The 20,382-nt window shown below is 47.4% G+C and carries 22 protein-coding genes and 1 other annotated feature; of the genes, 3 read left to right on the top strand and 19 right to left on the bottom strand.

Annotated elements, in window-relative coordinates:
• From queE to pgeF, 4 genes are all read right to left on the bottom strand, one after another.
• Positions 1-654, bottom strand: coding sequence for a putative 7-carboxy-7-deazaguanine synthase QueE (gene queE, locus HMPREF9429_RS05150; RefSeq protein WP_006942185.1), 654 nt, complete (start codon positions 652-654; stop codon positions 1-3).
• 2 nt (positions 655-656) lie between these two features.
• On the bottom strand, positions 657-1,076 hold the full coding sequence (locus HMPREF9429_RS05145) for a 6-pyruvoyl trahydropterin synthase family protein (RefSeq protein ID WP_006942183.1): 420 nt from the start codon (positions 1,074-1,076) through the stop codon (positions 657-659).
• A gap of 224 nt (positions 1,077-1,300) precedes the next feature.
• Positions 1,301-3,229 carry a heavy metal translocating P-type ATPase gene (locus tag HMPREF9429_RS05140; protein ID WP_006942179.1) on the bottom strand — a complete coding sequence of 643 codons (1,929 nt, stop codon included), beginning with the start codon at positions 3,227-3,229 and terminating at the stop codon, positions 1,301-1,303.
• 387 nt (positions 3,230-3,616) lie between these two features.
• Positions 3,617-4,483, bottom strand: a complete 867-nt coding sequence (gene pgeF, locus HMPREF9429_RS05130) for a peptidoglycan editing factor PgeF (protein WP_006942177.1) — start codon at positions 4,481-4,483, stop codon at positions 3,617-3,619.
• Between the two features lie 91 nt (positions 4,484-4,574).
• Between pgeF and HMPREF9429_RS05125 the strand changes: the two genes are divergently transcribed.
• Positions 4,575-4,970 carry a thioesterase family protein gene (locus HMPREF9429_RS05125; RefSeq protein ID WP_040773888.1) on the top strand — a complete coding sequence of 132 codons (396 nt, stop codon included), beginning with the start codon at positions 4,575-4,577 and terminating at the stop codon, positions 4,968-4,970.
• A 39-nt stretch (positions 4,971-5,009) separates the two neighbouring features.
• Here HMPREF9429_RS05125 and fumC read toward each other — a convergent pair whose 3' ends face one another.
• The 9 genes from fumC to HMPREF9429_RS05080 all read right to left on the bottom strand — a co-directional run bounded on the left by fumC (position 5,010) and on the right by HMPREF9429_RS05080 (position 14,031).
• The gene (gene fumC, locus HMPREF9429_RS05120; protein ID WP_006942175.1) at positions 5,010-6,395 is read right to left on the bottom strand and encodes a class II fumarate hydratase; all 1,386 of its coding nucleotides are present in this window, start codon (positions 6,393-6,395) and stop codon (positions 5,010-5,012) included.
• A 66-nt stretch (positions 6,396-6,461) separates the two neighbouring features.
• The gene (gene purD, locus HMPREF9429_RS05115; protein ID WP_006942173.1) at positions 6,462-7,739 is read right to left on the bottom strand and encodes a phosphoribosylamine--glycine ligase; all 1,278 of its coding nucleotides are present in this window, start codon (positions 7,737-7,739) and stop codon (positions 6,462-6,464) included.
• A complete protein-coding gene (locus HMPREF9429_RS05110; protein ID WP_050777769.1) occupies positions 7,739-8,344 on the bottom strand; it encodes a hypothetical protein in 606 nt (201 codons plus the stop codon). The genes purD and HMPREF9429_RS05110 overlap by 1 nt, the downstream gene beginning before the upstream one ends.
• Before the next feature lie 14 nt (positions 8,345-8,358).
• Positions 8,359-8,970 carry a phosphoribosylglycinamide formyltransferase gene (gene purN, locus HMPREF9429_RS05105; protein ID WP_006942170.1) on the bottom strand — a complete coding sequence of 204 codons (612 nt, stop codon included), beginning with the start codon at positions 8,968-8,970 and terminating at the stop codon, positions 8,359-8,361.
• Positions 8,963-10,036, bottom strand: coding sequence for a phosphoribosylformylglycinamidine cyclo-ligase (gene purM, locus HMPREF9429_RS05100; protein ID WP_040773885.1), 1,074 nt, complete (start codon positions 10,034-10,036; stop codon positions 8,963-8,965). The genes purN and purM overlap by 8 nt, the downstream gene beginning before the upstream one ends.
• The gene (gene purF / locus HMPREF9429_RS05095; protein ID WP_006942165.1) at positions 10,014-11,441 is read right to left on the bottom strand and encodes an amidophosphoribosyltransferase; all 1,428 of its coding nucleotides are present in this window, start codon (positions 11,439-11,441) and stop codon (positions 10,014-10,016) included. The genes purM and purF overlap by 23 nt, the downstream gene beginning before the upstream one ends.
• An 18-nt stretch (positions 11,442-11,459) precedes the next feature.
• On the bottom strand, positions 11,460-11,957 hold the full coding sequence (purE, locus tag HMPREF9429_RS05090; protein ID WP_006942163.1) for a 5-(carboxyamino)imidazole ribonucleotide mutase: 498 nt from the start codon (positions 11,955-11,957) through the stop codon (positions 11,460-11,462).
• A gap of 254 nt (positions 11,958-12,211) precedes the next feature.
• Positions 12,212-12,679, bottom strand: coding sequence for a hypothetical protein (locus HMPREF9429_RS05085; RefSeq protein ID WP_040773882.1), 468 nt, complete (start codon positions 12,677-12,679; stop codon positions 12,212-12,214).
• 98 nt (positions 12,680-12,777) lie between these two features.
• Positions 12,778-14,031 (bottom strand): diaminopimelate decarboxylase family protein, encoded by a 1,254-nt coding sequence (locus HMPREF9429_RS05080; protein ID WP_006942160.1) that lies wholly within the window; start codon positions 14,029-14,031, stop codon positions 12,778-12,780.
• 155 nt (positions 14,032-14,186) lie between these two features.
• Here HMPREF9429_RS05080 and HMPREF9429_RS05075 point away from each other — a divergent pair, with 155 nt between their 5' ends.
• On the top strand, positions 14,187-15,053 hold the full coding sequence (locus tag HMPREF9429_RS05075; RefSeq protein ID WP_006942154.1) for a LysR family transcriptional regulator: 867 nt from the start codon (positions 14,187-14,189) through the stop codon (positions 15,051-15,053).
• A gap of 39 nt (positions 15,054-15,092) precedes the next feature.
• On the opposite strand, the gene rplT is transcribed toward HMPREF9429_RS05075, so the two are convergent.
• From rplT to HMPREF9429_RS09175, 6 genes are all read right to left on the bottom strand, one after another.
• Positions 15,093-15,443 carry a 50S ribosomal protein L20 gene (gene rplT / locus HMPREF9429_RS05070; protein ID WP_006942153.1) on the bottom strand — a complete coding sequence of 117 codons (351 nt, stop codon included), beginning with the start codon at positions 15,441-15,443 and terminating at the stop codon, positions 15,093-15,095.
• A 38-nt stretch (positions 15,444-15,481) separates the two neighbouring features.
• The gene (gene rpmI / locus HMPREF9429_RS05065) at positions 15,482-15,679 is read right to left on the bottom strand and encodes a 50S ribosomal protein L35 (RefSeq protein WP_006942152.1); all 198 of its coding nucleotides are present in this window, start codon (positions 15,677-15,679) and stop codon (positions 15,482-15,484) included.
• A gap of 17 nt (positions 15,680-15,696) precedes the next feature.
• Positions 15,697-16,200: a translation initiation factor IF-3 gene (gene infC / locus HMPREF9429_RS05060; RefSeq protein WP_006942151.1), complete on the bottom strand. Its 504-nt coding sequence runs from the start codon at positions 16,198-16,200 to the stop codon at positions 15,697-15,699.
• 23 nt (positions 16,201-16,223) lie between these two features.
• Positions 16,224-16,334 (bottom strand) — a sequence feature (ribosomal protein L20 leader region).
• Between the two features lie 77 nt (positions 16,335-16,411).
• Positions 16,412-17,644 carry a deoxyguanosinetriphosphate triphosphohydrolase family protein gene (locus tag HMPREF9429_RS05055; protein ID WP_006942150.1) on the bottom strand — a complete coding sequence of 411 codons (1,233 nt, stop codon included), beginning with the start codon at positions 17,642-17,644 and terminating at the stop codon, positions 16,412-16,414.
• Between the two features lie 3 nt (positions 17,645-17,647).
• Positions 17,648-18,253 carry a hypothetical protein gene (locus tag HMPREF9429_RS05050; RefSeq protein WP_006942145.1) on the bottom strand — a complete coding sequence of 202 codons (606 nt, stop codon included), beginning with the start codon at positions 18,251-18,253 and terminating at the stop codon, positions 17,648-17,650.
• Between the two features lie 127 nt (positions 18,254-18,380).
• The gene (locus HMPREF9429_RS09175; RefSeq protein WP_156780718.1) at positions 18,381-18,521 is read right to left on the bottom strand and encodes a hypothetical protein; all 141 of its coding nucleotides are present in this window, start codon (positions 18,519-18,521) and stop codon (positions 18,381-18,383) included.
• A 634-nt stretch (positions 18,522-19,155) separates the two neighbouring features.
• Between HMPREF9429_RS09175 and HMPREF9429_RS05045 the strand changes: the two genes are divergently transcribed.
• Entirely contained in the window at positions 19,156-20,340 is a 1,185-nt protein-coding gene (locus HMPREF9429_RS05045) for an acetyl-CoA C-acetyltransferase (protein WP_006942140.1), read from the top strand.
• The last annotated feature ends 42 nt before the right edge of the window (positions 20,341-20,382 follow it).

The following is a 20,382-nucleotide window of genomic DNA, read 5'->3' as shown; positions in this document are numbered from 1 at the left end:
TTATACTCCTCTTTTCTCAGGGTCCCAAATAAACTTATGGAGCTGAAGCTGCAGCCTCCACCCGTTGAGTCGCCTCTGTTTCATAAAGTCTACCATCTGCGCCGGGTCGATGGAGCCGAAGACGGGGCTGATATATACGGCGCAATGATTGACAAGATCGTAGCGTGTTGCGATTTCTTCCGCTTTTTGTAAGTCTTCTGTACTTGAAACGACGAACTTTACCGTATCCTTCTCGGTAAGAATGGCGAAGTTTCCCGTCATCATAGCTTTTTCACAACCGCTGCCCGGCAACTTATAGTCCATCGTAAAGGACGGTCGTCGCTTTTGGCAAAACGGAAGAAGGGATACGGCCCCGTTTGTTTCGATTTCTACGTGAAAGCCATGCTTAGACAAGAGATCTATCAGTTCATCTATCCCCTCTTGTAAGAGCGGTTCTCCGCCCGTAAGGGTAATGTCCGTCACTCCTTCACGACAGGCATAGTCGACAATTTCCTGCGGCGATTCTTCCTCGTAAGGACAGTCCGCTTCATTGGCCCAAGCCGTATCGCAATAGGTACAGCTCAGATTACAGCCTTGAAAGCGAATGAAGAGAGCCAATTCGCCGGCACGTTGTCCTTCGCCGTTAATGCTCACAAATTTTTCGACAACTCGCATGATTATTCCTCGTATGCCGCCTTATTGGTCGGCGTTTCATATACTTCTACGCGACAAAGTTCAGGGCAATCGTTCTTTAAAAGATCGTAAAAATACTTGGACAGATTTTCCGCCGTCGGACGAAAAGATACTTCACGCAAGAGAAAATTTTCTTCTTCAAGGCATGCCAAGGTTGTATCCTTCAACGATCCCTTTTCATAAATTAAGGCGTGGTCGAAAAAGTCGCAGGCTTCTTTCAAGGATTTTTTCAAGTTTCCGAAGTCCGTCAGCATGCCCTTTTCCTGACGTGTTTCTTTCAAGGCTTCCGCCTTGGCGTGAGCCCGTACGAGCCAGCGGTGTCCGTGCAGGTTATGACACTTGCCTTCATAGTTTTTTAAAAAATGAGCGCCGTCAAAGGTCGCTTCACTGCTTATATAATACATAGTTACCTCATAAAAAAGCCCTGCTCTGAGCAGGGCTTCTGGTCAACGTAAAAACGCAAACAAAAACAGCCCTGGTTTTGTTTAAGGACAGGATGGTGCAAACGAACTGTCCGCATAGAGTATGCCGTTTCATTGTATGTCTTGAAGCCCCGTTTGTCAACGGCATAAGGCATATAAGAAAACAACGGCCGCCCCGTATGAGGCAAACCGCTGTTTGTATTTTCTTATGCCTGTACTTTTCTCATCAAAAGAGTACGCATGGAATTTAATACGGCTAAGACCATAACGCCTACGTCGGCAAAGATGGCAAACCACATATTGGCAATACCGACGGCTCCCAAGATAAGGAAGAGGACCTTAATGCCGATGGCTATACAAATATTTTCCTTAACAATGGCCATGCACTTGTGAGCAATTTTAACGGCCACGGAAATCTTTAAGGGGTCGTCATCCATGAGGACTACGTCCGCCGCCTCTACAGCCGCGTCGGAACCCATGGCACCCATGGCGATACCTACGTCGGCACGGGCCAGGACGGGTGCGTCGTTCAAACCGTCTCCGACAAAGGCCAGAAAGCCGCCGGCGGCATTCGTTTCTTGCAACAACGCTTCAGCTCGTGCCACCTTATCGGCAGGCAAGAGATTACCGTATACGGCATCAAGTTCTAACGACTTGCCGACCTTGTCGCCCGTCGTCTGGCTGTCGCCCGTCAGCATAACCAGTTTCTTCACACCTTCATTACGTAATGCCTTCACAGCCTCTTTCGAGTGCGGTTTCAAGGCGTCGGAAACGGCTACGTGACCGGCGTATACTCCGTCTACGGCTACATGAATAATCGTGCCGTCACACCGGCAGTCGGGAACGACGGCCCCTACGGATTCCATAAAGAGGCTGTTACCGACACAGACAATTTTCCCGTTGACTGATGCACGAATTCCCTTGCCGGGAACTTCTTCCCCTCCTTCCACCTTACAGCCGTCACCGTCAGCCTTATAGGCACGACGCACTGATTCGGCAATGGGGTGAGTCGAAATGGCTTCAACGTGGGCCGCCAAATGAAGGAGCTCTTCTTCGGGCGACTTCCCTTCACGCATCGCTTCGGCAAAAAATTCTTTAGCCGGATGAACGGCCGTAACACCGAAGATGCCGCGCGTCAACGTACCGGTCTTATCGAAAACAACCGTCTTTACATCCGCCAGTCGTTCTACGTAATTTGAACCCTTAATGAGAATACCCGCCCTGCCGGCACTGCCGATGGAGGCAAAGAAGGACAAAGGCACACTGATAACCAGCGCACAGGGGCAACTGATAACAAGAAAGGTCAAGGCACGGTATATCCAGATATGCCAATTACCTTCCCCCGTCGTAAGGAGTCCGAACAAGGGCGGTAATAGTGCCAAGGCCGCTGCCAGACCGACAACCGTCGGTGTATAAACACGGGCAAATCGGGTAATAAACTGTTCGGATCGGGATTTTTTGGAACTTGCTTCTTCAATAAGTTCCATGATTTTAGCAGCCGTCGAATCTTCAAAAGCCTTAGCCGTTTGAATACGCAAGACACCGTTAATATTGATGCAGCCGCTTAAAACCGTATCGCCGGGCTTTACTTCACGAGGCATACTTTCCCCCGTAAGGGCTGCCGTATCGAGATTACTGTTACCCGAAAGGATAACTCCGTCAATAGGAATTTTTTCGCCGGCCTTGACGATAATAGTCGTACCGACTTCCACTTCATCCGGATCTACTTGTACCAAGGAGCCGTCCACTTGTTCCACATTGGCGTATTCGGCGTTAATATCCATGAGACTTGCAATATTGCGGCGACTCTTATTGACGGCATATCTCTGGAACCATTCACCCACTTGGTAAAAGAGCATAACCGCAACGGCTTCCGTATAACCTTCGCCGTCATAAAAAGCAATGGCCCAGGCCCCTAAGGTCGCCACAACTATAAGTACGCATTCATCAAGGCCGTTGCCGTGTCTAAGCCCTTCCCAAGCTTCCAGTAAAATGTCATAGCCTACAACCAGATAAGCTACGGCGTACAAAGCAATATGAGCCGCTTTCGGCACGTCGAGAAAGGAGGTACCGATCACAATGACAGCGGCAACGGAGATGCGAATTAAATCCTTCTTCTGTCTGGCACTTAGCATACATGTCCCCCCGATGTAAATTCTTACAAGAAAATTTCGCCGTCAGACGTTGCTTTTTTACAGTTATGTTGTCTGCTTCCATCACGGCTTGCGGATCGGCACCGTCTTCAAATTCCACCTTCATCTTTAAAAGCATGAAATTGACATTGGCTTCCTTGACACCTTCCGTCTTATTGGCCGCCATTTCCATTTTGGCTGCACAGTTCGGGCAGTCGACTTCAATTTTATAAGACTTCTTCATTTTTAAATCCCCCTCATTTTTATGTATGAATATCTATTCATTTGTATTTCTACTGTATTTTATTAAATTTTGCTTTGGTTGTCAAGAGTTTTTTACACAAAAAGTACGGCCATAATCACAGATTGTTATGACCGTATTTCCAAGAGTTAATGTAATTCCATAACCGCCATATGTCGTCCCGTCTTGCCCTTTTCCTTTCTATACGAAAAAAAGAGGTCCGTATGGGTATGAGTACATATGTCGGCACATTCGATATGATCCTTTTGAAGGCCTGCACGCAACAAAAGTCGTCTGTTGGCCTCCCACATGTTAAATAAATACTTGCCTTCTTTCGTCGGCTTATAAAGGTCTAGAACCTCCGTTTTTCCGAAAAGGTTTGTAAAGGCCTGTATAACATCGTCTCCCACTTCAAAGCGATCAGGACCCATGGCCGGGCCGATAGCCGCCAAAATGTCTTTAGCTTCGGATCCGAAGGCTTCTTTCATTTTTTCTACCGTAAGGCCCGCAATATTACCGGCCGTCCCTCGCCAACCGCCGTGAGCCAAGCCGATAGCCTTGCGAACAGGGTCAAAAAACAACAAAGGCGTGCAGTCTGCAAAATTCATGGTCAACGCCACGCCGGGTTCATTCGTAATCAAACCGTCGCAACCGGGCAGTGCGTCTTCCTTGCCTTCTACGCCGCGACCGCAGTCTTTTTTAGTAACCTGCTCAATATGCACGCCGTGTACCTGATTGCACCCCACCAGGTCTTTTATCGATATACCCAAGGCGTTAAAATACCGTCGTCTGTTTTCCTTAACGGCCTCTTTATCATCGCCCGTAGAAAAACTCATGTTCAAACTTTTAAAATCCCCCGTACTGACACCGCCGAGCCGTGTCGATACGGCTGCCGTCAAGCCCTTATAAGGGGTAAATAGCCGGAAGGATACAAAAGATACTCCCTCTTTTTCTATAATATCGCTCATGTCGTCACCGCCTGTTACATATTCCGTATGCATTACCGTCTGTTTCATTATACCAAATCTCTATTTTTTCTCGAAAGGTTTTTATTTATTCTCCTCTGTGCTATAGTAAAAATATCTTATACGACTTAGGAGGCTTATGATGGACTTTACATTAAAAGAACAATCTTCTGCCGAACTTACGGAAAGGGTTACTGAAAAAAATACGGCCATTGCCTATGCCAGCGGTACAGCTCCCGTGTACGCCACACCGGCACTTGTAGGCCTGATGGAACACGCAGCCGTAAAGGCTGTCGACTCGCAATTACCCGAAGGTTTTGCCACTGTCGGTATTTCTATGAATATTAAGCACACATCCGCTACCCCCGTAGGCATGGACGTAACGGCCAAGGCCGTCCTTACGGAACAGGATCGCCGTAAACTGACCTTTAAGATTACGGCCTGCGATGCGGCCGGCCCCGTCGGTGAAGGCATTCATGAGCGCTTTATTATCGAAGCGGCTCCCTTCACGGAAAAGGCTAACAGCAAATTGAAATAGCAAAAAAGGAGACTTCTCACGAAGTCTCCTTTTTTATGTCTATTCCAAGCCGGCCAGTTTACGCACGTCCATGCGTGCATCATATTCTTCAGCTGTAATAAGGCCGCTCTCTACCGCCGCTTCCTTCAAGGTCAAACCTTGGGAGGCGGCTGTTTTGGCAATGCTGCAGGCCTTATCATACCCTACGAGAGGTACAAGGCCCGTAACTAAGATTAAGGATCGATGCAGGTTTTCTTCAATTCGTTCCCTGTTCGGTTCAAGCCCTGCTATGCAGTGCTTACCGAACGAATCCATAACATCCGTCAAAAGGCGAATCGATTGAATCATGTTGTAGGCCATAACGGGCATGAACACGTTGAGTTCGAAGTTTCCCTGACTGGCTGCAAAACCGACCGTCGCATCATTTCCCATAACTTGTGCCGCTACCATGGTCACCGCTTCAGCCTGAGTGGGATTGACCTTAGACGGCATAATAGAACTGCCAGGTTCGTTAGCGGGAATAATGAGTTCGCCAATGCCGCAACGCGGTCCCGATGCCAACCAACGTACATCGTTGGCAATCTTCATCAAATCACAGGCCAAGGCTTTCAACATACCGTGAGCTACAACTAGTTCATCCTTACTTGTCAGGGAGTGAAACTTATTTTTTGCCGTTCTGAATACCTTACCCGTCAGACGACTCAATTCTTCGGCAAAGAGAGGCCCGAATTCATTCGGGCAATTGATGCCCGTACCCACAGCCGTTCCACCGGCAGCCAAATCACGCAAGAACTCGCATCCTTGCACGAGCATCTCCCGATTTCGTTCAATCATGCGGGCCCAACCGCTGATTTCCTGCCCTAACGTCAAGGGCGTAGCATCCTGTAAATGCGTTCTGCCGATTTTTACAATGTCTTTATATTCTTCCGCCTTCTTTTCCAGCAGAGACTGTAAGCGATCCATAGCGGGAAAAAGGCGGTCTTCAATTAAGCACAACGTCGCCGCATGCATGGCCGTCGGAAAGACGTCGTTCGAGCTCTGCGACCGATTTACATGGTCATTAGGATGAACGGTTATACTTTCTCCCCCAGCGACAGCTATTTGGACAGCCTTTTTAGCAATCACTTCATTCATATTCATATTAAATTGCGTACCGCTACCGGTCATCCACACGGCCAGGGGAAAGTTTCCTTCCAAATGACCCGCCAGGATTTCATCGCAAGCCGCTTCAATGGCACGAGTCCGCACATCATCCAAGTTACCCAGCTTATTATTCGTTTCGGCTGCCGCTTTTTTCAAATAAGCAAAGACCGTGACCAGCTCTTGGGGAATTTTTTCCGTGCCGATTTGGAAGTTTTCCAGACTTCTCTGCGTCTGTGCTCCCCAAAGTTTGTCAGCAGGAACCTGTATTTCTCCTAATGAATCTTTTTCCGTCCTGTAATTCATGACATATCGCCCTCTCGTAATAAAAGCGGACTGCCTGCATATACAAGAAGTCCGCTTTATATATTTTTAAGACAAGTGTTTCAAGCCTTTTTGACCGATATCGCGACGAACTTGTTGGCCGTCAAAATGAATCCGTTCTACCTGAGCATAGGCCTTACTGATGGCATCCTGAAGAGAGTCGCCCAAAGCCGTTACACCCAAAACGCGGCCGCCGGCAGTGACGAATTTTCCGTCCTCTTTCTTAGTGCCTGAATGAAATACATAGACACTACCATCCTTTTCTACGTCATCCAATCCGTCAATGACATCCCCCTTGTGTGATGATTCGGGATAGCCGGCCGAAGCCATAATGACGCAACACGCCGCTCCCTTATGCCAATGTACGTCTTTGGGATTCAATCGACCGGTAGCACAGTCATACATGATTTGCGCCAAGTCACCGTCCAATAAGGGCAAGACGACCTGCGTTTCCGGATCTCCGAAACGGCAGTTAAATTCAACCACCTTCGGTCCCTTATCCGTCAGCATGAGTCCTGCATATAAGCACCCCTTATAAGGAATGCCTTCCTTAGCCAAGCCGTCAACGACAGGACGTAAAATCTTTTCTTCTACCACTTGACGCCATCGGTCCGTAAGAACGGGAGCGGGAGCATAAGCACCCATACCACCCGTATTGGGCCCCTTGTCGCCGTCAAAAATCCGCTTGTGGTCTTGAGCCGCCACCATGGGAACGATGGTTTTACCATCTACGAAAGCAAGTAGGCTTGCTTCTTCACCGACCATACACTCTTCTACGACGATTTGTCCGCCCGATTCGCCGAAAATGCGATCTTTCATCATGGCGTCTACGGCATCCGTCGCATCCTTTACCGTCTGTGCCACGACTACACCCTTACCGGCTGCCAGACCGTCGGCTTTGATAACAATAGGAGCACCCTGTTTTTCGATATACGCCTTGGCCGCTTCTTTGTCCGTAAAGATTTCGTAAGCCGCCGTAGGTACGCCGTATTTTTTCATTAAGTTCTTGGCAAAGCCCTTCGATCCTTCAAGGCGAGCTGCCGCCTTAACGGGGCCGAAAACGGCAATGCCTTTGGCTTCAGCCGCATCTGCCAGCCCTTGTGTCAAAGGTACTTCGGGACCGACGACGAGTAAATCGATGCCTTCTTTTACGGCAAAGTCCGTAATACCGGTCAAATCCGTTACAGATAGGGGGACGCACCGGGCCAAGTCGGACATGGCTTCACTTCCCGGAAAGGCATAAAGGCTTTCTACGGACGGGCTTTCGTGTAATTTACGCACCAGGGCGTGTTCACGACCGCCGCCGCCGACTACTGCCACCTTCATTACGCCTTATCCCCCTTTCTTACTTCTTCCGTCAAATATGCGGCAATGGCCGCATCGTATTCAGCCGTATGAGTAAAGGCCAAGCGAGCTAAATTCAAGCGATAGGCATCGCTTAATTCGCCGTCTTTTTTCAAAAGTTCCGTAATCTCGCCGTACATATCAGGATTGGTTACGATGGCGACAAATTTATTATTCTTTGCGGCGGCGCGTACCATGCAGGGACCGCCGATATCGATATTTTCAATGGCATCTGCCAAGGTTACGTCCGGTTTGGCAATCGTTTCTCTAAAAGGATATAAGTTTACGACTACCAAATCGATGGGGGTAATGCCGTGGTCTTTCATGGCCTGTACATGGCTTTCATGATCACGCATGGCTAAAATAGCCCCGTGAATTTTCGGGTGCAAGGTCTTTACACGGCCGTCCATCATTTCGGGAAAGCCCGTCACATCCTGTACAGCCGTAACGGGAACGCCTGCATCGCGCAAAGCCTTCATCGTACCGCCTGTAGAAATAATGTCTACACCCATAGCGGCCAATTCTTTACCGAACTCTACAATGCCTCTTTTATCGGATACACTCAATAAGGCTCTTTTTATTTTCACGACTGCCACTCCTCTTATTCCTTAATACGTACGCGATTACCTGAAATTTCCAACTTGTCATCACAAAACAGGGCGACGGCTCGCACGTACGACGGGTGTTCCTTTGTCAGAATACGTGCCGCCAGGGTATCGGCCGTGTCGTCGTCTTTTACAGGAACCGTTTCCTGAATGATAATGGGGCCCGCATCCATGTCGGGGACGACGAAATGCACCGTACAACCGGCAACCTTGACGCCTGCTTCCCACGCCTGTCGCTGTCCGTGTAAGCCCTTAAAGGACGGAAGCAAGGCGGGATGAATGTTAATAATTTTATATTCATAAGGAGCGATAAAGTCTCCGCTCAAAATTCGCATAAATCCGGCAAGACAAATAAGGTCCGCTTGATACGGAGCGATTTCTTCCGATATATAGTGCTCAAACTCGCCTTGGCTCGCAAAGGACTTTCTGTCCGCTATGATAACGGGCAATCCCCACGAACGCGCCTTTTCAATGAACGGTGCCTGAGGGTTGTCGCAAACGGCCGCTACAAAACGACCGTTGATTTCACCCTTTTCCATGGCGTCATGCAGAGCTTCTGCATTGGAACCTCTGCCGGAAGCGAAAACGATGATTCGCTTCTCAGTCATTGAAAACGCCTCCCTTTAAGACGACACGGTCACCGTCGGTCTTGACAGTCTTACCGATAACATAGGCCTGTTCATGACGATCTTCCAGATTCTTCATAACCGCCGGTGCGTCGTCCTTGTCGACAATCATAATCATGCCGATACCCATGTTGAAAGTTCTGTACATTTCCGGCCAGTCTACGTTACCCCACTTCTGCAATAAACCGAAGACGGGCAGCTGCGGCCATGTCGTAACATCTACTTCCACCCCGATGCCTTTAGGCAGAACACGAGGAATATTTTCGTAGAAACCGCCGCCTGTAATATGTACCATGCCTTTTACATCAAATTCCCGAATAACGGGCAAACACGGACGCGGATAAAGGCGTGTCGGTGTCAGAAGGCATTCGCCGATGGACATACCCAATTCTCCTACATAGTCCGTAAGCTTCATCTTCATACGATCAAAAACTATTTTACGAACTAAGGAAAAACCGTTGGAATGAACGCCTGTCGACGGCAAGCCGATGAGAACATCGCCCTCTTTAATGGTTTCTCCCGTAATCAGCTTTTCACGGTCTGCCAAGCCGACACCGAAACCGGCCAAGTCGTAATCGCCGTCACCGTAAAAACCGGCCATTTCAGCCGTTTCACCGCCTAAGAGAGCGCATCCCGATTCGCTGCATGCCTGAGCCACGCCTTTGACGATGGATGCTACCTGTTCGGGATTGAGCTTACCTACGGCAATATAATCGAGGAAAAAGAGAGGTTCCGCACCCTGGACGAGAATGTCGTTAATGGACATGGCTACACAGTCCTGACCGACCGTATCGTGCTTATCCATCATAATGGCCAGGCGCAGTTTCGTACCTACTCCGTCCGTACCGCTGACGAGAACGGGATTTTTTACGGAACTGTTCATTAAGGAGAAAAGGCCGCCGAAACCGCCTAAATCACCCAGCACTTCCGGTCTGTATGTGGCCTTGACCGAATCCTTCATCAATTCAACCGCTTTGTTACCGGCATCGATGTCTACCCCGGCTGCGGCATAGGTCAAACTTTCCTTAGCATTTTCCTTCGAGTGCATATTTTTCTCCTTCCTCATTGGCGGGAATTTCCGTGGGATAATCGTTATTAAAGCAAGCCAGACACATATTTTCCTTTGGAATTTCGGGCATAGCCTTGGCCAATCCGTCAAAGGAAATGAAGTGTAACTTGTCGACGCCTATATACTTGCGGATCTCTTCAACGGACAAGTCGGAAGCAATGAGTTCCTTGCGAACCGACGTATCGATGCCGTAGAAACAGGAGTATTTAACAGGCGGTGCCGATACGCACATGTACACTTCTTTAGCACCGGCTTCACGCAAAAGTCTGCAAATAATACCGCTCGTCGTGCCGCGGACGATGGAGTCGTCAACCATGACGATTCGCTTGCCCTTAACAACGGACTTGACGACGTTCAGCTTCATACGAACGGCCAGTTCACGTTGCTTCTGATCCGGTTTAATAAAGGTACGGCCCATATAGCGATTCTTAATGAGGCCGAAGTTAAAGGGAATGCCCGAGGCCATGGAATAGCCGAGAGCCGCCGTCGTACCGCTGTCGGGAACGGAAATGACGAGGTCCGCATCGTAATGCGTTTCATTCCACATTTCCCGCCCCATAGCCAAACGGGCCTGGTACACATCCTGTCCGTCCATGATGCTGTCGGGACGGGCAAAATAAATGTATTCGAACGAACAGACTTGTTTACGTTCCGCTTCCGCATACATGGTAGACTTCAAGCCGTCCGCTCCGATTTCGATAAATTCACCGGGCTTGACATCACGCACAAAAGTAGCTCCGATAGCATCGAGAGCACACGTTTCCGAAGCGATGACATAGCCGCTCGTTTCCGTACGGCCGATACACAAAGGACGAAATCCCAAGGGATCACGTGCCCCGTAAAGCTTTTTGTTGGTCATTAAGACAAGGGAGAATGCACCCTTAATTTGAGTCATGCTGTCAATAATTCGTTCTTCAATAGTCGGTTTTCTGCTACGGCTGATGAGGTTGACGATAACTTCGCTGTCCATCGTCGTCTGAAACGTCGCCCCGTCATCTTCAAGGCGCGTACGCAGTTCCCGGGCATTGGTCAAATTGCCATTGTGTGCCAATGCGATTTCCCCCATAGACGTGTACACGGCCAAGGGTTGAATGTTACGGGGATTGTTGGAGCCCGTTGTCGAATAGCGCACGTGACCGATGCCGATGGGACCGCCTTCATTGGCAGGCAGTTCCTTTTCAAAGACCGAACTGATTAGGCCCATGCCGCGATGATTGTGAATATCCGTGCCGTCCGTCAGAGCAATACCGCCGCTTTCCTGTCCGCGATGCTGTAAGGCAAAAAGCCCCCAGTATACATAACGGGGAATGTCCGCTTCTTTATCGTAAATGCCGAAGACACCGCATTCTTCATGAAGTTTATCCCATACCGAATCGTATTGCATAGTTCCTCCTGATTGATTCTACGCCTGATTGAGTTGCTTTTGTAAATTTACGTTCTTCGCTTCTACCTGAGCCGTCATATCTGCACGATAGGCCTTGTATTTACCGGCCAGTTGAGCATCACCTACCGCCAGAATTTGAATAGCCAAGAGAGCCGCATTCTTCGCTCCGTTTACGGCTACTGTCGCCACGGGCATACCCGACGGCATTTGTACTGTCGACAAAAGGGCATCCATACCGCGCATGCTGCCGCCTTCAAGAGGAACTCCGATGACGGGCAACGTCGTAAAGGACGCAACAACACCGGCTAAATGAGCCGCCATTCCCGCACCGGCAATGAGGCACCCTATGCCGCGTTCTTCCGCCGTTTCGGCAAATTCTTTAACAGCTGCGGGCGTACGATGTGCCGAAGCCAATACGGCTTCATAAGGAACGCCGAATTCCTTAAAAATATCCAATGCTTTTTGCATAACGGGTAAATCCGAATCGCTACCCATCAACAAGCCAATTTTTTTCATAACTTCCTCCTGTAGAAAATAAATAAATCCCGGCAGAAGGCATACGCCTTCGGCGGGATTATAGCACTAAGATACACTGCAGGCACGACAATAGAAGGTATGTAAATTTATCTTTCGAAATCTCATTCTCATGTCGCATCTCCTCGCAGTATGAATGATAGAAAATACATGTTGTATTGTACCAATAATCAGGGGCTTCTGTCAATGACAAAGGCCGTCACACAGGCGTTTTTACGGCATACGAGCAAGAGTTCTCAGTCCTTCTTTTCGCTCTTGACGATCCGGTCCGAGTACGAAAAAACGACACCTGCCAACATCCCGCCCACGACGGGGCTGACAAGAGACGTAACCCATAAGTATCTTAAGGTCGGTACAAAGTACAAAGCCAGTTGCAAAAAAGACAGGACAAAGGCCGTCGCCACATATGGTCGAAAAACTCTTCTCGTAACCGGAACCCTCCGCTGTAACTGCCCGTAACCGCCCTTTTTGCCGAAGACGGCATGGGTCACAAAAAGGCTTGCCACAAACAGTCCCGCCCAAAGACCGAGCCCTTCCGAGGCATATAAGGTCACACTGAGGCACCACAAAAGACAGATTAAATTGTGTAAAACGACGGCCCGCACCGACACGCTTCCCTTTCGGCATGCATAAGCTCCGCCGGCACCGATGACGACGAGAGCAAACAAATGAAAGGTCGTAACCGCTTCAAAGGCATGGAACATACTCATCTCTCCTTTCTTACATACTACCATGAAGGGAAGGTCCAAGCCAAACAAAAAAGGCGTTCCTGCAGGAACGCCTTCGAGTAATAATGCAGTTCTTATAAATCGGAAAAATCCAAGGTTGCAAAGAGGTCGTCAACCGTTTCGGCACGACGAATTTGCGTGACACTATGGTCCTTATGCATGAGCAATTCCGCCGAACGAAGTTTTCCGTTGTAATTAAAACCCATAGAATGACCATGAGCACCCGTGTCATGAATGACGAGAATATCGCCGTCCTTAATTTCAGGCAAGGGGCGATCGACAGCGAATTTATCGCAGTTTTCGCAAAGAGATCCCGTTACGTCATATACGTGATCGGCCGGTGCCTCTTCTTTTCCCAGAACGGTCAGGTGGTGATAGGCTCCGTACATGCCGGGACGCATGAGGTTGGCCATGGAAGCATCCGTACCGATGTAATGTTTCCAAATATCCTTATGGTGAATAGCCGTCGTTACCAAATAGCCGTAAGGGCCCGTAATGGCACGTCCGCATTCAAAGGAGAGGCGAATATCATCCAATCCGTTAGGAACCATAATCTTTTCAAACTGATCCTTAATGCCGGCACTCAATACATCATAGTCGACAAAACTTTCTTCCGGGCGATAGGGTAAGCCGATACCGCCGCCGAAATCGATAAAATCAATATAAATGCCGAGGCGTTCTTTAACCTCTACAGCCAATTCAAACATCATCTTCGCCGTATTAATCAAGCCGTTGGCGTTGAGTTCATTAGATACGACCATGGTATGAAGACCGAAGCGTTTTACACCCTTTTGCTTTAAAATAGCCATGGCTTCAAAAATCTGATCGCGCGTAAGCCCGTACTTCGATTCTTCCGGCGTTCCGATAATATCATTGCCGTCTTTTAATAAGGGGCCGGGATTATAACGCATGCAGATGCGGTCGGGAATGGGACCGTTCGCTTCAAGGAAGTCGATCATCGTAATGTCGTCAATATTAATAATGGCCCCTAATTCCATGGCCTTGGCAAATTCTTGATAGGGCGTATCGTTGGACGAAAAGATAATGTCGTCGCCCGAAATACCGACTTTTTCGCACAACAACAGTTCCGGTAAAGAGCTGCAATCGGCACCGACGCCTTCGGCTTTAAGGATTTTCATAATATACGGATTGGGCGTTGCCTTTACAGCAAAATATTCTTTAAAATCCTTCGCCCAGTCAAAAGCCTTGATAAGCTTGCGAACGTTGGCTCTTATGGCTTCTTCATCGTAAATATGAAAGGGTGTCGGATAGGTTTTAATAATTTCACGAATTTCGCCTTCTGTAAAAGGCACTTTTTTCTCATTCATCACTGTCACTCCGTTTTCCGTACTGACGGGCAGTACTGAACTTACTGTACGATAATTGTCTCTTTTACCGCCTTATTATATAATAAGAAAAAATAATTTGTAAAATAGATGAATTCGATTGAATCGATTTGTTTTTCAGATACTTGGAGAAATTTATGAATACGGAAACGCTGCGTACCTTTATTGCCGCCGCCCAAATTAAAAACTTTACCAAAACGGCGGAACACCTTTTCATTGCCCAATCAACGGTAACAAACCGAATTGTCGACTTGGAAAGTGAAATCGGCAAACCCCTTTTTACACGCAAACATAAGCAGATTGAGCTGACCGAGGCGGGGTTGCAGTTTTTAGACTATGCGAAACAGCTCGTCGATTTGGAAACAACGGCCTTACAAACGGTCCGCTCTTCCCTTTCGTCCGACGAACGCCTGCGCATCGGTACGACCAACACTATTTACGAATGCCGCCTGCAACACGCTCTGCGAAAGTGGATGAAAGCCAAGCCTCTAAGCACGATTATATTGAACATCGGTCATACGACGGAGATGATCGAGTCTTTAAAAAAAGGGAACCTGGATATGGTCTTTTCCTTCGTTTCCTTTTACGGAGACGGTTACTGGTGCCGTCCTTATTACAGTGAAGATCTCTGCCTCGTCTGTACTGCCGATGACACGACCTGGGCCGACGGAATTTCCAAAGAAAATCTTCCCGAAATCGACTACCTCTTCTCCAACTTTGCCCTTCAGGGGTTGGGTCTATACATTCGCGATCTCTTCCCCAAACACCATCGCTTCCGCCTGGAAATCGACAACAGCACTAAGCTTCCCGCCTATATTCGCAAGGGTCTGGGCTATACCTTTTTGCCTGCAAGTCTCTTACAGGACCCGGCGGTCTCCACAGGCATTCGCATTATTCCCCTTCTCGATTTTGCACCGCCTAAAATCGACTCGTACTGCATTATGCGACGCGACCGTCCCCTTCCGCCCGATTGGGAAGACTTCTTTCTTTACGATAAATCCTAAACAAAAAAGCCGCTCATATATGAGCGGCTTTTCCTTATCTTACTGAGCTTTCGCTACTTCAACCAACTTAGCAAAAGCGGCTGCATCGTTAACAGCCAAGTCTGCCAACATTTTGCGGTTTACTTCAACGCCTGCTTTCGTCAAGCCGTTGATGAAACGGCTGTAGCTCATGCCGTTTGCACGAGTTGCCGCATTGATGCGGGCAATCCATAATTTACGGAATTCACGTTTCTTCTGACGACGGTCACGACGAGCGTAGAAGAGAGCCTTCATTACGCTTTCGTTAGCCTTTTTGAAGAGACGGCTACGCGTACCGCGATAGCCTTTTGCCATTTTAATGATTTTTTTATGACGAGCGTGTGCTGTAACACCGACTTTAATTCTAGCCATTATATAATTCCTCCCAATCTCTTAAGTGTAATAACGTATTAAATGAAGGGGCACATCTTGCGAACCGCATCCGAATAGCTCTTAGCAACGAGAGCGGCTTTACGCAGATTACGTTTACGTTTCGGAGATTTCTTTTCCAAAATATGGCTCTTATAAGCTTTTGCTCTTTTAAACTTGCCCGAACCTGTTACACTGAATCTTTTTGCCGCAGCGCTGCGGGTTTTTAATTTACCCATGATATAATTTCCTCCTCTTACTTCGCCTTATTGACAGCTATGACCATAGTCATGTTTCTGCCTTCTATCTTAGGTGCCTTTTCAACATGAGCGACTTCTTTCAACTCATCGGCAAAGCGAATAAGCAACTTTTCACCCAATTCGGGATGGCTCATTTCGCGGCCTCTGAACATAATCGTAACCTTGACCTTGCTGCCTTCATCGAGAAAACGTTGTGCCGCTTTCATTTTGACGTAAAAGTCATGGTCTTCAATGTTGGGACGTAATTTTACTTCCTTCAACGTCAGGACCTTTTGTTTTTTCTTTGCTTCCTTTTCCCGTTTCTGTTGTTCATACCGGTACTTCCCGTAGTTCATAATACGGCAAACGGGCGGTTTGGCATTGGCTGCAATTTCAACCAGGTCCAAGTGCCGTTCTTCCGCAATCTGACGTGCAGAGCGCAAAGACATAACACCGAGCTGTTCATTCGTATCGCTTACCAAACGTACTTCCTTAGCTCTGATTTGATCGTTGATACGCAATTCTTTACTAATAATCTTTCACCTCCGCAAAAAAAGAGCGAACAGCATAGCTGCCCGCTCATATATGACCGACATATAACCTTAGTAACTGTGCGTCTTGTAAGGTGAGAAGCGGACGGCTTCTGCTTAATCTGTAACACAACATATTATACTCACAGCTCCGATCCCTGTCAAGGCCCAAACCGCCATGACCGGAAATATTCCGGAACGGTTAAAAGGTCGTCATTTCACCGAAAATCTTTTCAGCATAAGTATCCGTCATACCGGCAATATAGTCGATGCACGCCTTCTTATAATCAGCTTCGCTATCCGAGATTCGGTAAATCACCTTGTTGCCGTATTCGTCGGGATCCGCTTCGAGACGACCTAAGTCGGAGAACTTTTTCATACGCTTTTCAAAATGCCGCCCCAAGGTAGGATAATCTTTGGCAAGAATTCGGATATTGTTCATCGTTTCCGTGCCGTCATAACACTCGCGCAAAAGCTTATACACCGATTCAAGAATAAGGCGCGCATAAGCATGATACACTTCCAGCCTCTTATTCTTATAAATGTGTGCGTAATTGAATCGCATGACCGCATCCATCATATTAATATGCGACTGCGACAGAACCAAACCCGCTTCGGGAGAACTTTCGCGGCAAATATCCGTAATAAGAGGATACATAATGGACGTATTCGTCACCGACTGAATAGGCTCCTTGCTGTAACTGTTCAGTTCTTTTAACAAGTCCTGTAAGGGCTTGCCGTCTTCTTTCAAAATACCGAGGCGTACGGCATCTTCAATATCTCTACCCAAGTATGCGATTTTATCGGCAATTTTTACGACACATCCTTCCCACGTGTAGGGAGCATACTGACTGGGGCGCTCAATGTCGTTTAAGTCCATGGCTTCTTCACGGGGTCTTATCACCGTCGACCGCACTTCACCGCAATGACTGATAATACCGTCTCTGACCGCATAGGTAAGCATGAGATTTTGTGTCTTTCCCGTCGGATCCAACAGAGTTTCAATGGAGTCTACTACATGCAGGCCCTGCTGTTCATGCCAAAAGCGCTGCCCCGCCTCGTCATGACTGATTTTCTGCAAGATCCGCTCGCCCAAGTGCCCAAAGGGTGAATGACCCAAATCATGACCCAAAGCAATGGCACTGATAAGCTCCGTATTTAACCCCAAATAAACGCCGATGGTATTACTCACGGAATTGACCTGATTGACATGGTCGATACGCGTCGATATATGATCGTTCTTCGTCGTAAAAAACACTTGAGTCTTATGTTTTAAACGGCTGTAAGCCAGAGAATGGATAATACGCGTATAGTCGCGACCGAATTCCGTACGAAAATCGCCGCTGCGACTGTACAGTTTGCCGGCACGGGCCGAAGCATATTGCCAGTGCGGATGATTTTCATCCATGCGAACGGACGCAAAAGCTCCTTTCATAAGTTACCTCTTTTCCCGTAAAGCCTCTAAACTGCGAGAGGCTTCTTCCGTATCGATATATTTGGCTTCCTTGTCGAATACCTCAAGATTCAATCTTTTTTTGGCTTCCTTGCGAATTTTTTTATACAGATTCTTAGGAAAGTCGTCGTCATGATATGTAATTCCTCGCGGGAAAACGGCTTCCCTCTCCAGAATATAGCCTTCCGGAACTTCACGAGACTGACGAGGATGATACAAGTCGAACCAGAGGTAAAAGGCCTGTCTGCCGCTTCTGTTAATAACTTCAAAGCACGCCGCCCCGTCTTTTATTTCATCAAGATGAAAATAAACGGGCCCACCTGTCGTCAGTGAGCGTAATCGGGATAAATAGGACCAAGCCCCGAAAAGACCGTTTACCGGAACGGGGGAAGTCTTATCGAAACCGAAACGACCGACTGCTTCAGGCAAAACATCCACGTCGGAACCTTGAACTACGGTAGATTTTAAATGCCCGTCCAATAATTCATTCTGAGCCTTTGCATTATTAAATAAGACTAAAGCCTCGTCATATATTTTGGTATCTACGGGCTGAAGACTCGTCGTACCGATGAACTTATTTATAAAAGACATGACCTACCTCCTCTTTTTATGTTTCATATTATACGTGTATCTGCAGATACTGTCGAGATAAGTCTCCCTATAGACTCAATCGCCTCTTTCCCGTATATTTACGAGTCTTGTTGTGGCCTTTCAGGTCTTATGATTTTACCTTATCTTTGATATTTAAAGATGTAAATGAAATTTTTAAAGTTTTTTCTTTTATTTTTATATTTAAATATTTAAGTATATCTACCTTTTTTCTTCTTCTATCTCTATTTTTAAGTCCGATTTTCTCCATATTTTTTATCATCAGTCATAAACCATGAGTATTCATCATATATAACTAGTATCCATAACTTTTTAGGCTATTGCATTATTTTTTTAAGAGAGTATTATTAAGACAAGAAAAGAAAGTTCAGATAAGAACATACTTTTACAGTATTTCAATCTTTACCTTATTACATTAATTACCCCTGTATTTCATAAATAAAAGGAGGCGGGCGATATGACTTCGATGAACGAAAATATGAAACTGATGGTTTCTGTTGCCGTACTTTTCAGCTTCGGTTTCATTTCGAACCTGTTCTAATTAAAACAGTAACACGTAAAAGAGGCATTCCTTTAAAAGGAATGTCTCTTTTTTTATATGCTCTGCTCAAGTCCTGACAATCTGCTGTGTTCATAACCGTTAACCGCTTTATTGTTCCTCATGTATACCCTATAGTTACTGTTCCTTCACTCTCAATAGCTAGAAAGTATAACTTTTTTCCTTTTACCCCTTGTATTTATGAGTAAAAAAATATACTATATAGACATGGAGATTGTGAAAACAGTAACGATATATTTTACGAGTATATCGTGCATGCTTTCCGTCTTCGCGGTTATAATGATTTTTACATTCACTATAAACGAGTTGAGAAAGGGTGGTATTCATGAAAGATGTAGTAATCGTAAGTGCTTGCCGTACGGCTATCGGTAAATACGGCGGTGCATTCAAAGACGTTCCGGCTGTAGACTTGGGCGCCGTAGTTATTGAAGAAGCAATCAAACGTGCCGGCATTGCTAAGGACGCAGTAGACGAAGTCGTAATGGGTAACGTATTACAATCCGGCCTCGGCCAGAATCCTGCTCGTCAGGCTATGATTAAAGCAGGCATGCCTGTTGAAACTCCGGCTATGACAATCAACAAAGTCTGCGGTTCCGGTCTGCGTTGCGTATCTTTGGCAGCACAGATTATTAAAGCCGGCGATGCCGACGTTATCGTTGCAGGCGGCATGGAAAACATGTCTCAGGCACCCTATCTCGTACAAAAAGCTCGTTGGGGCTATCGTATGGGCGACGGCAAGCTCGTTGATGAAATGATCAAAGACGGCTTGTGGGACGCATTCAACAACTACCATATGGGTATTACGGCTGAAAACGTTGCTGAAAAATTCGGCGTTACTCGCGAAGTTCAGGACGAATTGGCTGCATCTTCTCAGGCTAAAGCTGTTGAAGCTATTAAAGCCGGTGCATTCAAAGATCAAATCGTTCCTGTCGTTATTCACGGCAAAAAGGGCGACATCGTTGTCGATACGGATGAATTCCCGCGTGAAGGCGTTACGGCTGAAGGCTTGGGCAAATTAAAACCCGCTTTCAAACGCGACGGCGGCACGGTTACGGCCGGCAATGCTTCGGGTATTAACGACGGTGCGGCAGCATTTGTTGTTATGTCCGCTGACAAAGCTAAAGAATTGGGTATCAAACCGCTCGCTACGATTAAGAGCTATGCATCTGCAGGCGTTGATCCCGCTATCATGGGTACAGGCCCCGTTCCCTCGTCTCGTAAAGCTCTGGAAAAAGCAGGCCTCACAGGCGCAGACATGGACCTCGTTGAAGCAAACGAAGCATTTGCTGCACAAGCTGCATACTGCTGCAAGGAATTGGGCTTCGATATGTCGAAGGTCAATATCCACGGCGGTGCTATTGCCCTCGGTCATCCTATCGGAGCATCGGGTGCTCGTATCCTCGTTACCTTGCTCTACGGCCTCAAAGAAAAGAAGGCAAAATACGGCTTGGCAACACTGTGCATCGGCGGCGGCCAAGGCACGGCTTGCATCGTAGAAAACAACCAGTAATTTACACCGATAAACGGAGTCTCTCTTGTGAGAGACTCCGTT

Origin of the sequence: Megasphaera micronuciformis F0359 (genome assembly GCF_000165735.1) — a bacterium.
Lineage (GTDB): Bacteria > Bacillota > Negativicutes > Veillonellales > Megasphaeraceae > Megasphaera > Megasphaera micronuciformis.
The sequence above is the reverse complement of the archived record's forward strand: the minus strand, read 5'-3'. Positions and strand labels throughout refer to the sequence as shown.

What these genes read in the sequence shown, in the direction of transcription:
- HMPREF9429_RS05145 (WP_006942183.1), bottom strand. Translation starts at nt 1,076, where the DNA reads ATGTATTATATAAGCAGTGAAGCGACCTTTGACGGCGCTCATTTTTTA.
- rplT (WP_006942153.1), bottom strand. Translation starts at nt 15,443, where the DNA reads ATGGCTAGAATTAAAGTCGGTGTTACAGCACACGCTCGTCATAAAAAA.
- purN (WP_006942170.1), bottom strand. Translation starts at nt 8,970, where the DNA reads ATGACTGAGAAGCGAATCATCGTTTTCGCTTCCGGCAGAGGTTCCAAT.
- queE (WP_006942185.1), bottom strand. Translation starts at nt 654, where the DNA reads ATGCGAGTTGTCGAAAAATTTGTGAGCATTAACGGCGAAGGACAACGT.
- HMPREF9429_RS05125 (WP_040773888.1), top strand. Translation starts at nt 4,575, where the DNA reads ATGGACTTTACATTAAAAGAACAATCTTCTGCCGAACTTACGGAAAGG.
- HMPREF9429_RS05140 (WP_006942179.1), bottom strand. Translation starts at nt 3,229, where the DNA reads ATGCTAAGTGCCAGACAGAAGAAGGATTTAATTCGCATCTCCGTTGCC.
- HMPREF9429_RS05085 (WP_040773882.1), bottom strand. Translation starts at nt 12,679, where the DNA reads ATGTTCCATGCCTTTGAAGCGGTTACGACCTTTCATTTGTTTGCTCTC.
- HMPREF9429_RS05050 (WP_006942145.1), bottom strand. Translation starts at nt 18,253, where the DNA reads ATGTCTTTTATAAATAAGTTCATCGGTACGACGAGTCTTCAGCCCGTA.
- fumC (WP_006942175.1), bottom strand. Translation starts at nt 6,395, where the DNA reads ATGAATTACAGGACGGAAAAAGATTCATTAGGAGAAATACAGGTTCCT.
- HMPREF9429_RS05045 (WP_006942140.1), top strand. Translation starts at nt 19,156, where the DNA reads ATGAAAGATGTAGTAATCGTAAGTGCTTGCCGTACGGCTATCGGTAAA.
- rpmI (WP_006942152.1), bottom strand. Translation starts at nt 15,679, where the DNA reads ATGGGTAAATTAAAAACCCGCAGCGCTGCGGCAAAAAGATTCAGTGTA.
- pgeF (WP_006942177.1), bottom strand. Translation starts at nt 4,483, where the DNA reads ATGAAACAGACGGTAATGCATACGGAATATGTAACAGGCGGTGACGAC.
- purM (WP_040773885.1), bottom strand. Translation starts at nt 10,036, where the DNA reads ATGCACTCGAAGGAAAATGCTAAGGAAAGTTTGACCTATGCCGCAGCC.
- HMPREF9429_RS05055 (WP_006942150.1), bottom strand. Translation starts at nt 17,644, where the DNA reads ATGAAAGGAGCTTTTGCGTCCGTTCGCATGGATGAAAATCATCCGCAC.
- HMPREF9429_RS05080 (WP_006942160.1), bottom strand. Translation starts at nt 14,031, where the DNA reads ATGAATGAGAAAAAAGTGCCTTTTACAGAAGGCGAAATTCGTGAAATT.
- HMPREF9429_RS09175 (WP_156780718.1), bottom strand. Translation starts at nt 18,521, where the DNA reads ATGGAGAAAATCGGACTTAAAAATAGAGATAGAAGAAGAAAAAAGGTA.
- purE (WP_006942163.1), bottom strand. Translation starts at nt 11,957, where the DNA reads ATGAAAAAAATTGGCTTGTTGATGGGTAGCGATTCGGATTTACCCGTT.
- purD (WP_006942173.1), bottom strand. Translation starts at nt 7,739, where the DNA reads ATGAAGGTGGCAGTAGTCGGCGGCGGCGGTCGTGAACACGCCCTGGTG.
- HMPREF9429_RS05075 (WP_006942154.1), top strand. Translation starts at nt 14,187, where the DNA reads ATGAATACGGAAACGCTGCGTACCTTTATTGCCGCCGCCCAAATTAAA.
- purF (WP_006942165.1), bottom strand. Translation starts at nt 11,441, where the DNA reads ATGCAATACGATTCGGTATGGGATAAACTTCATGAAGAATGCGGTGTC.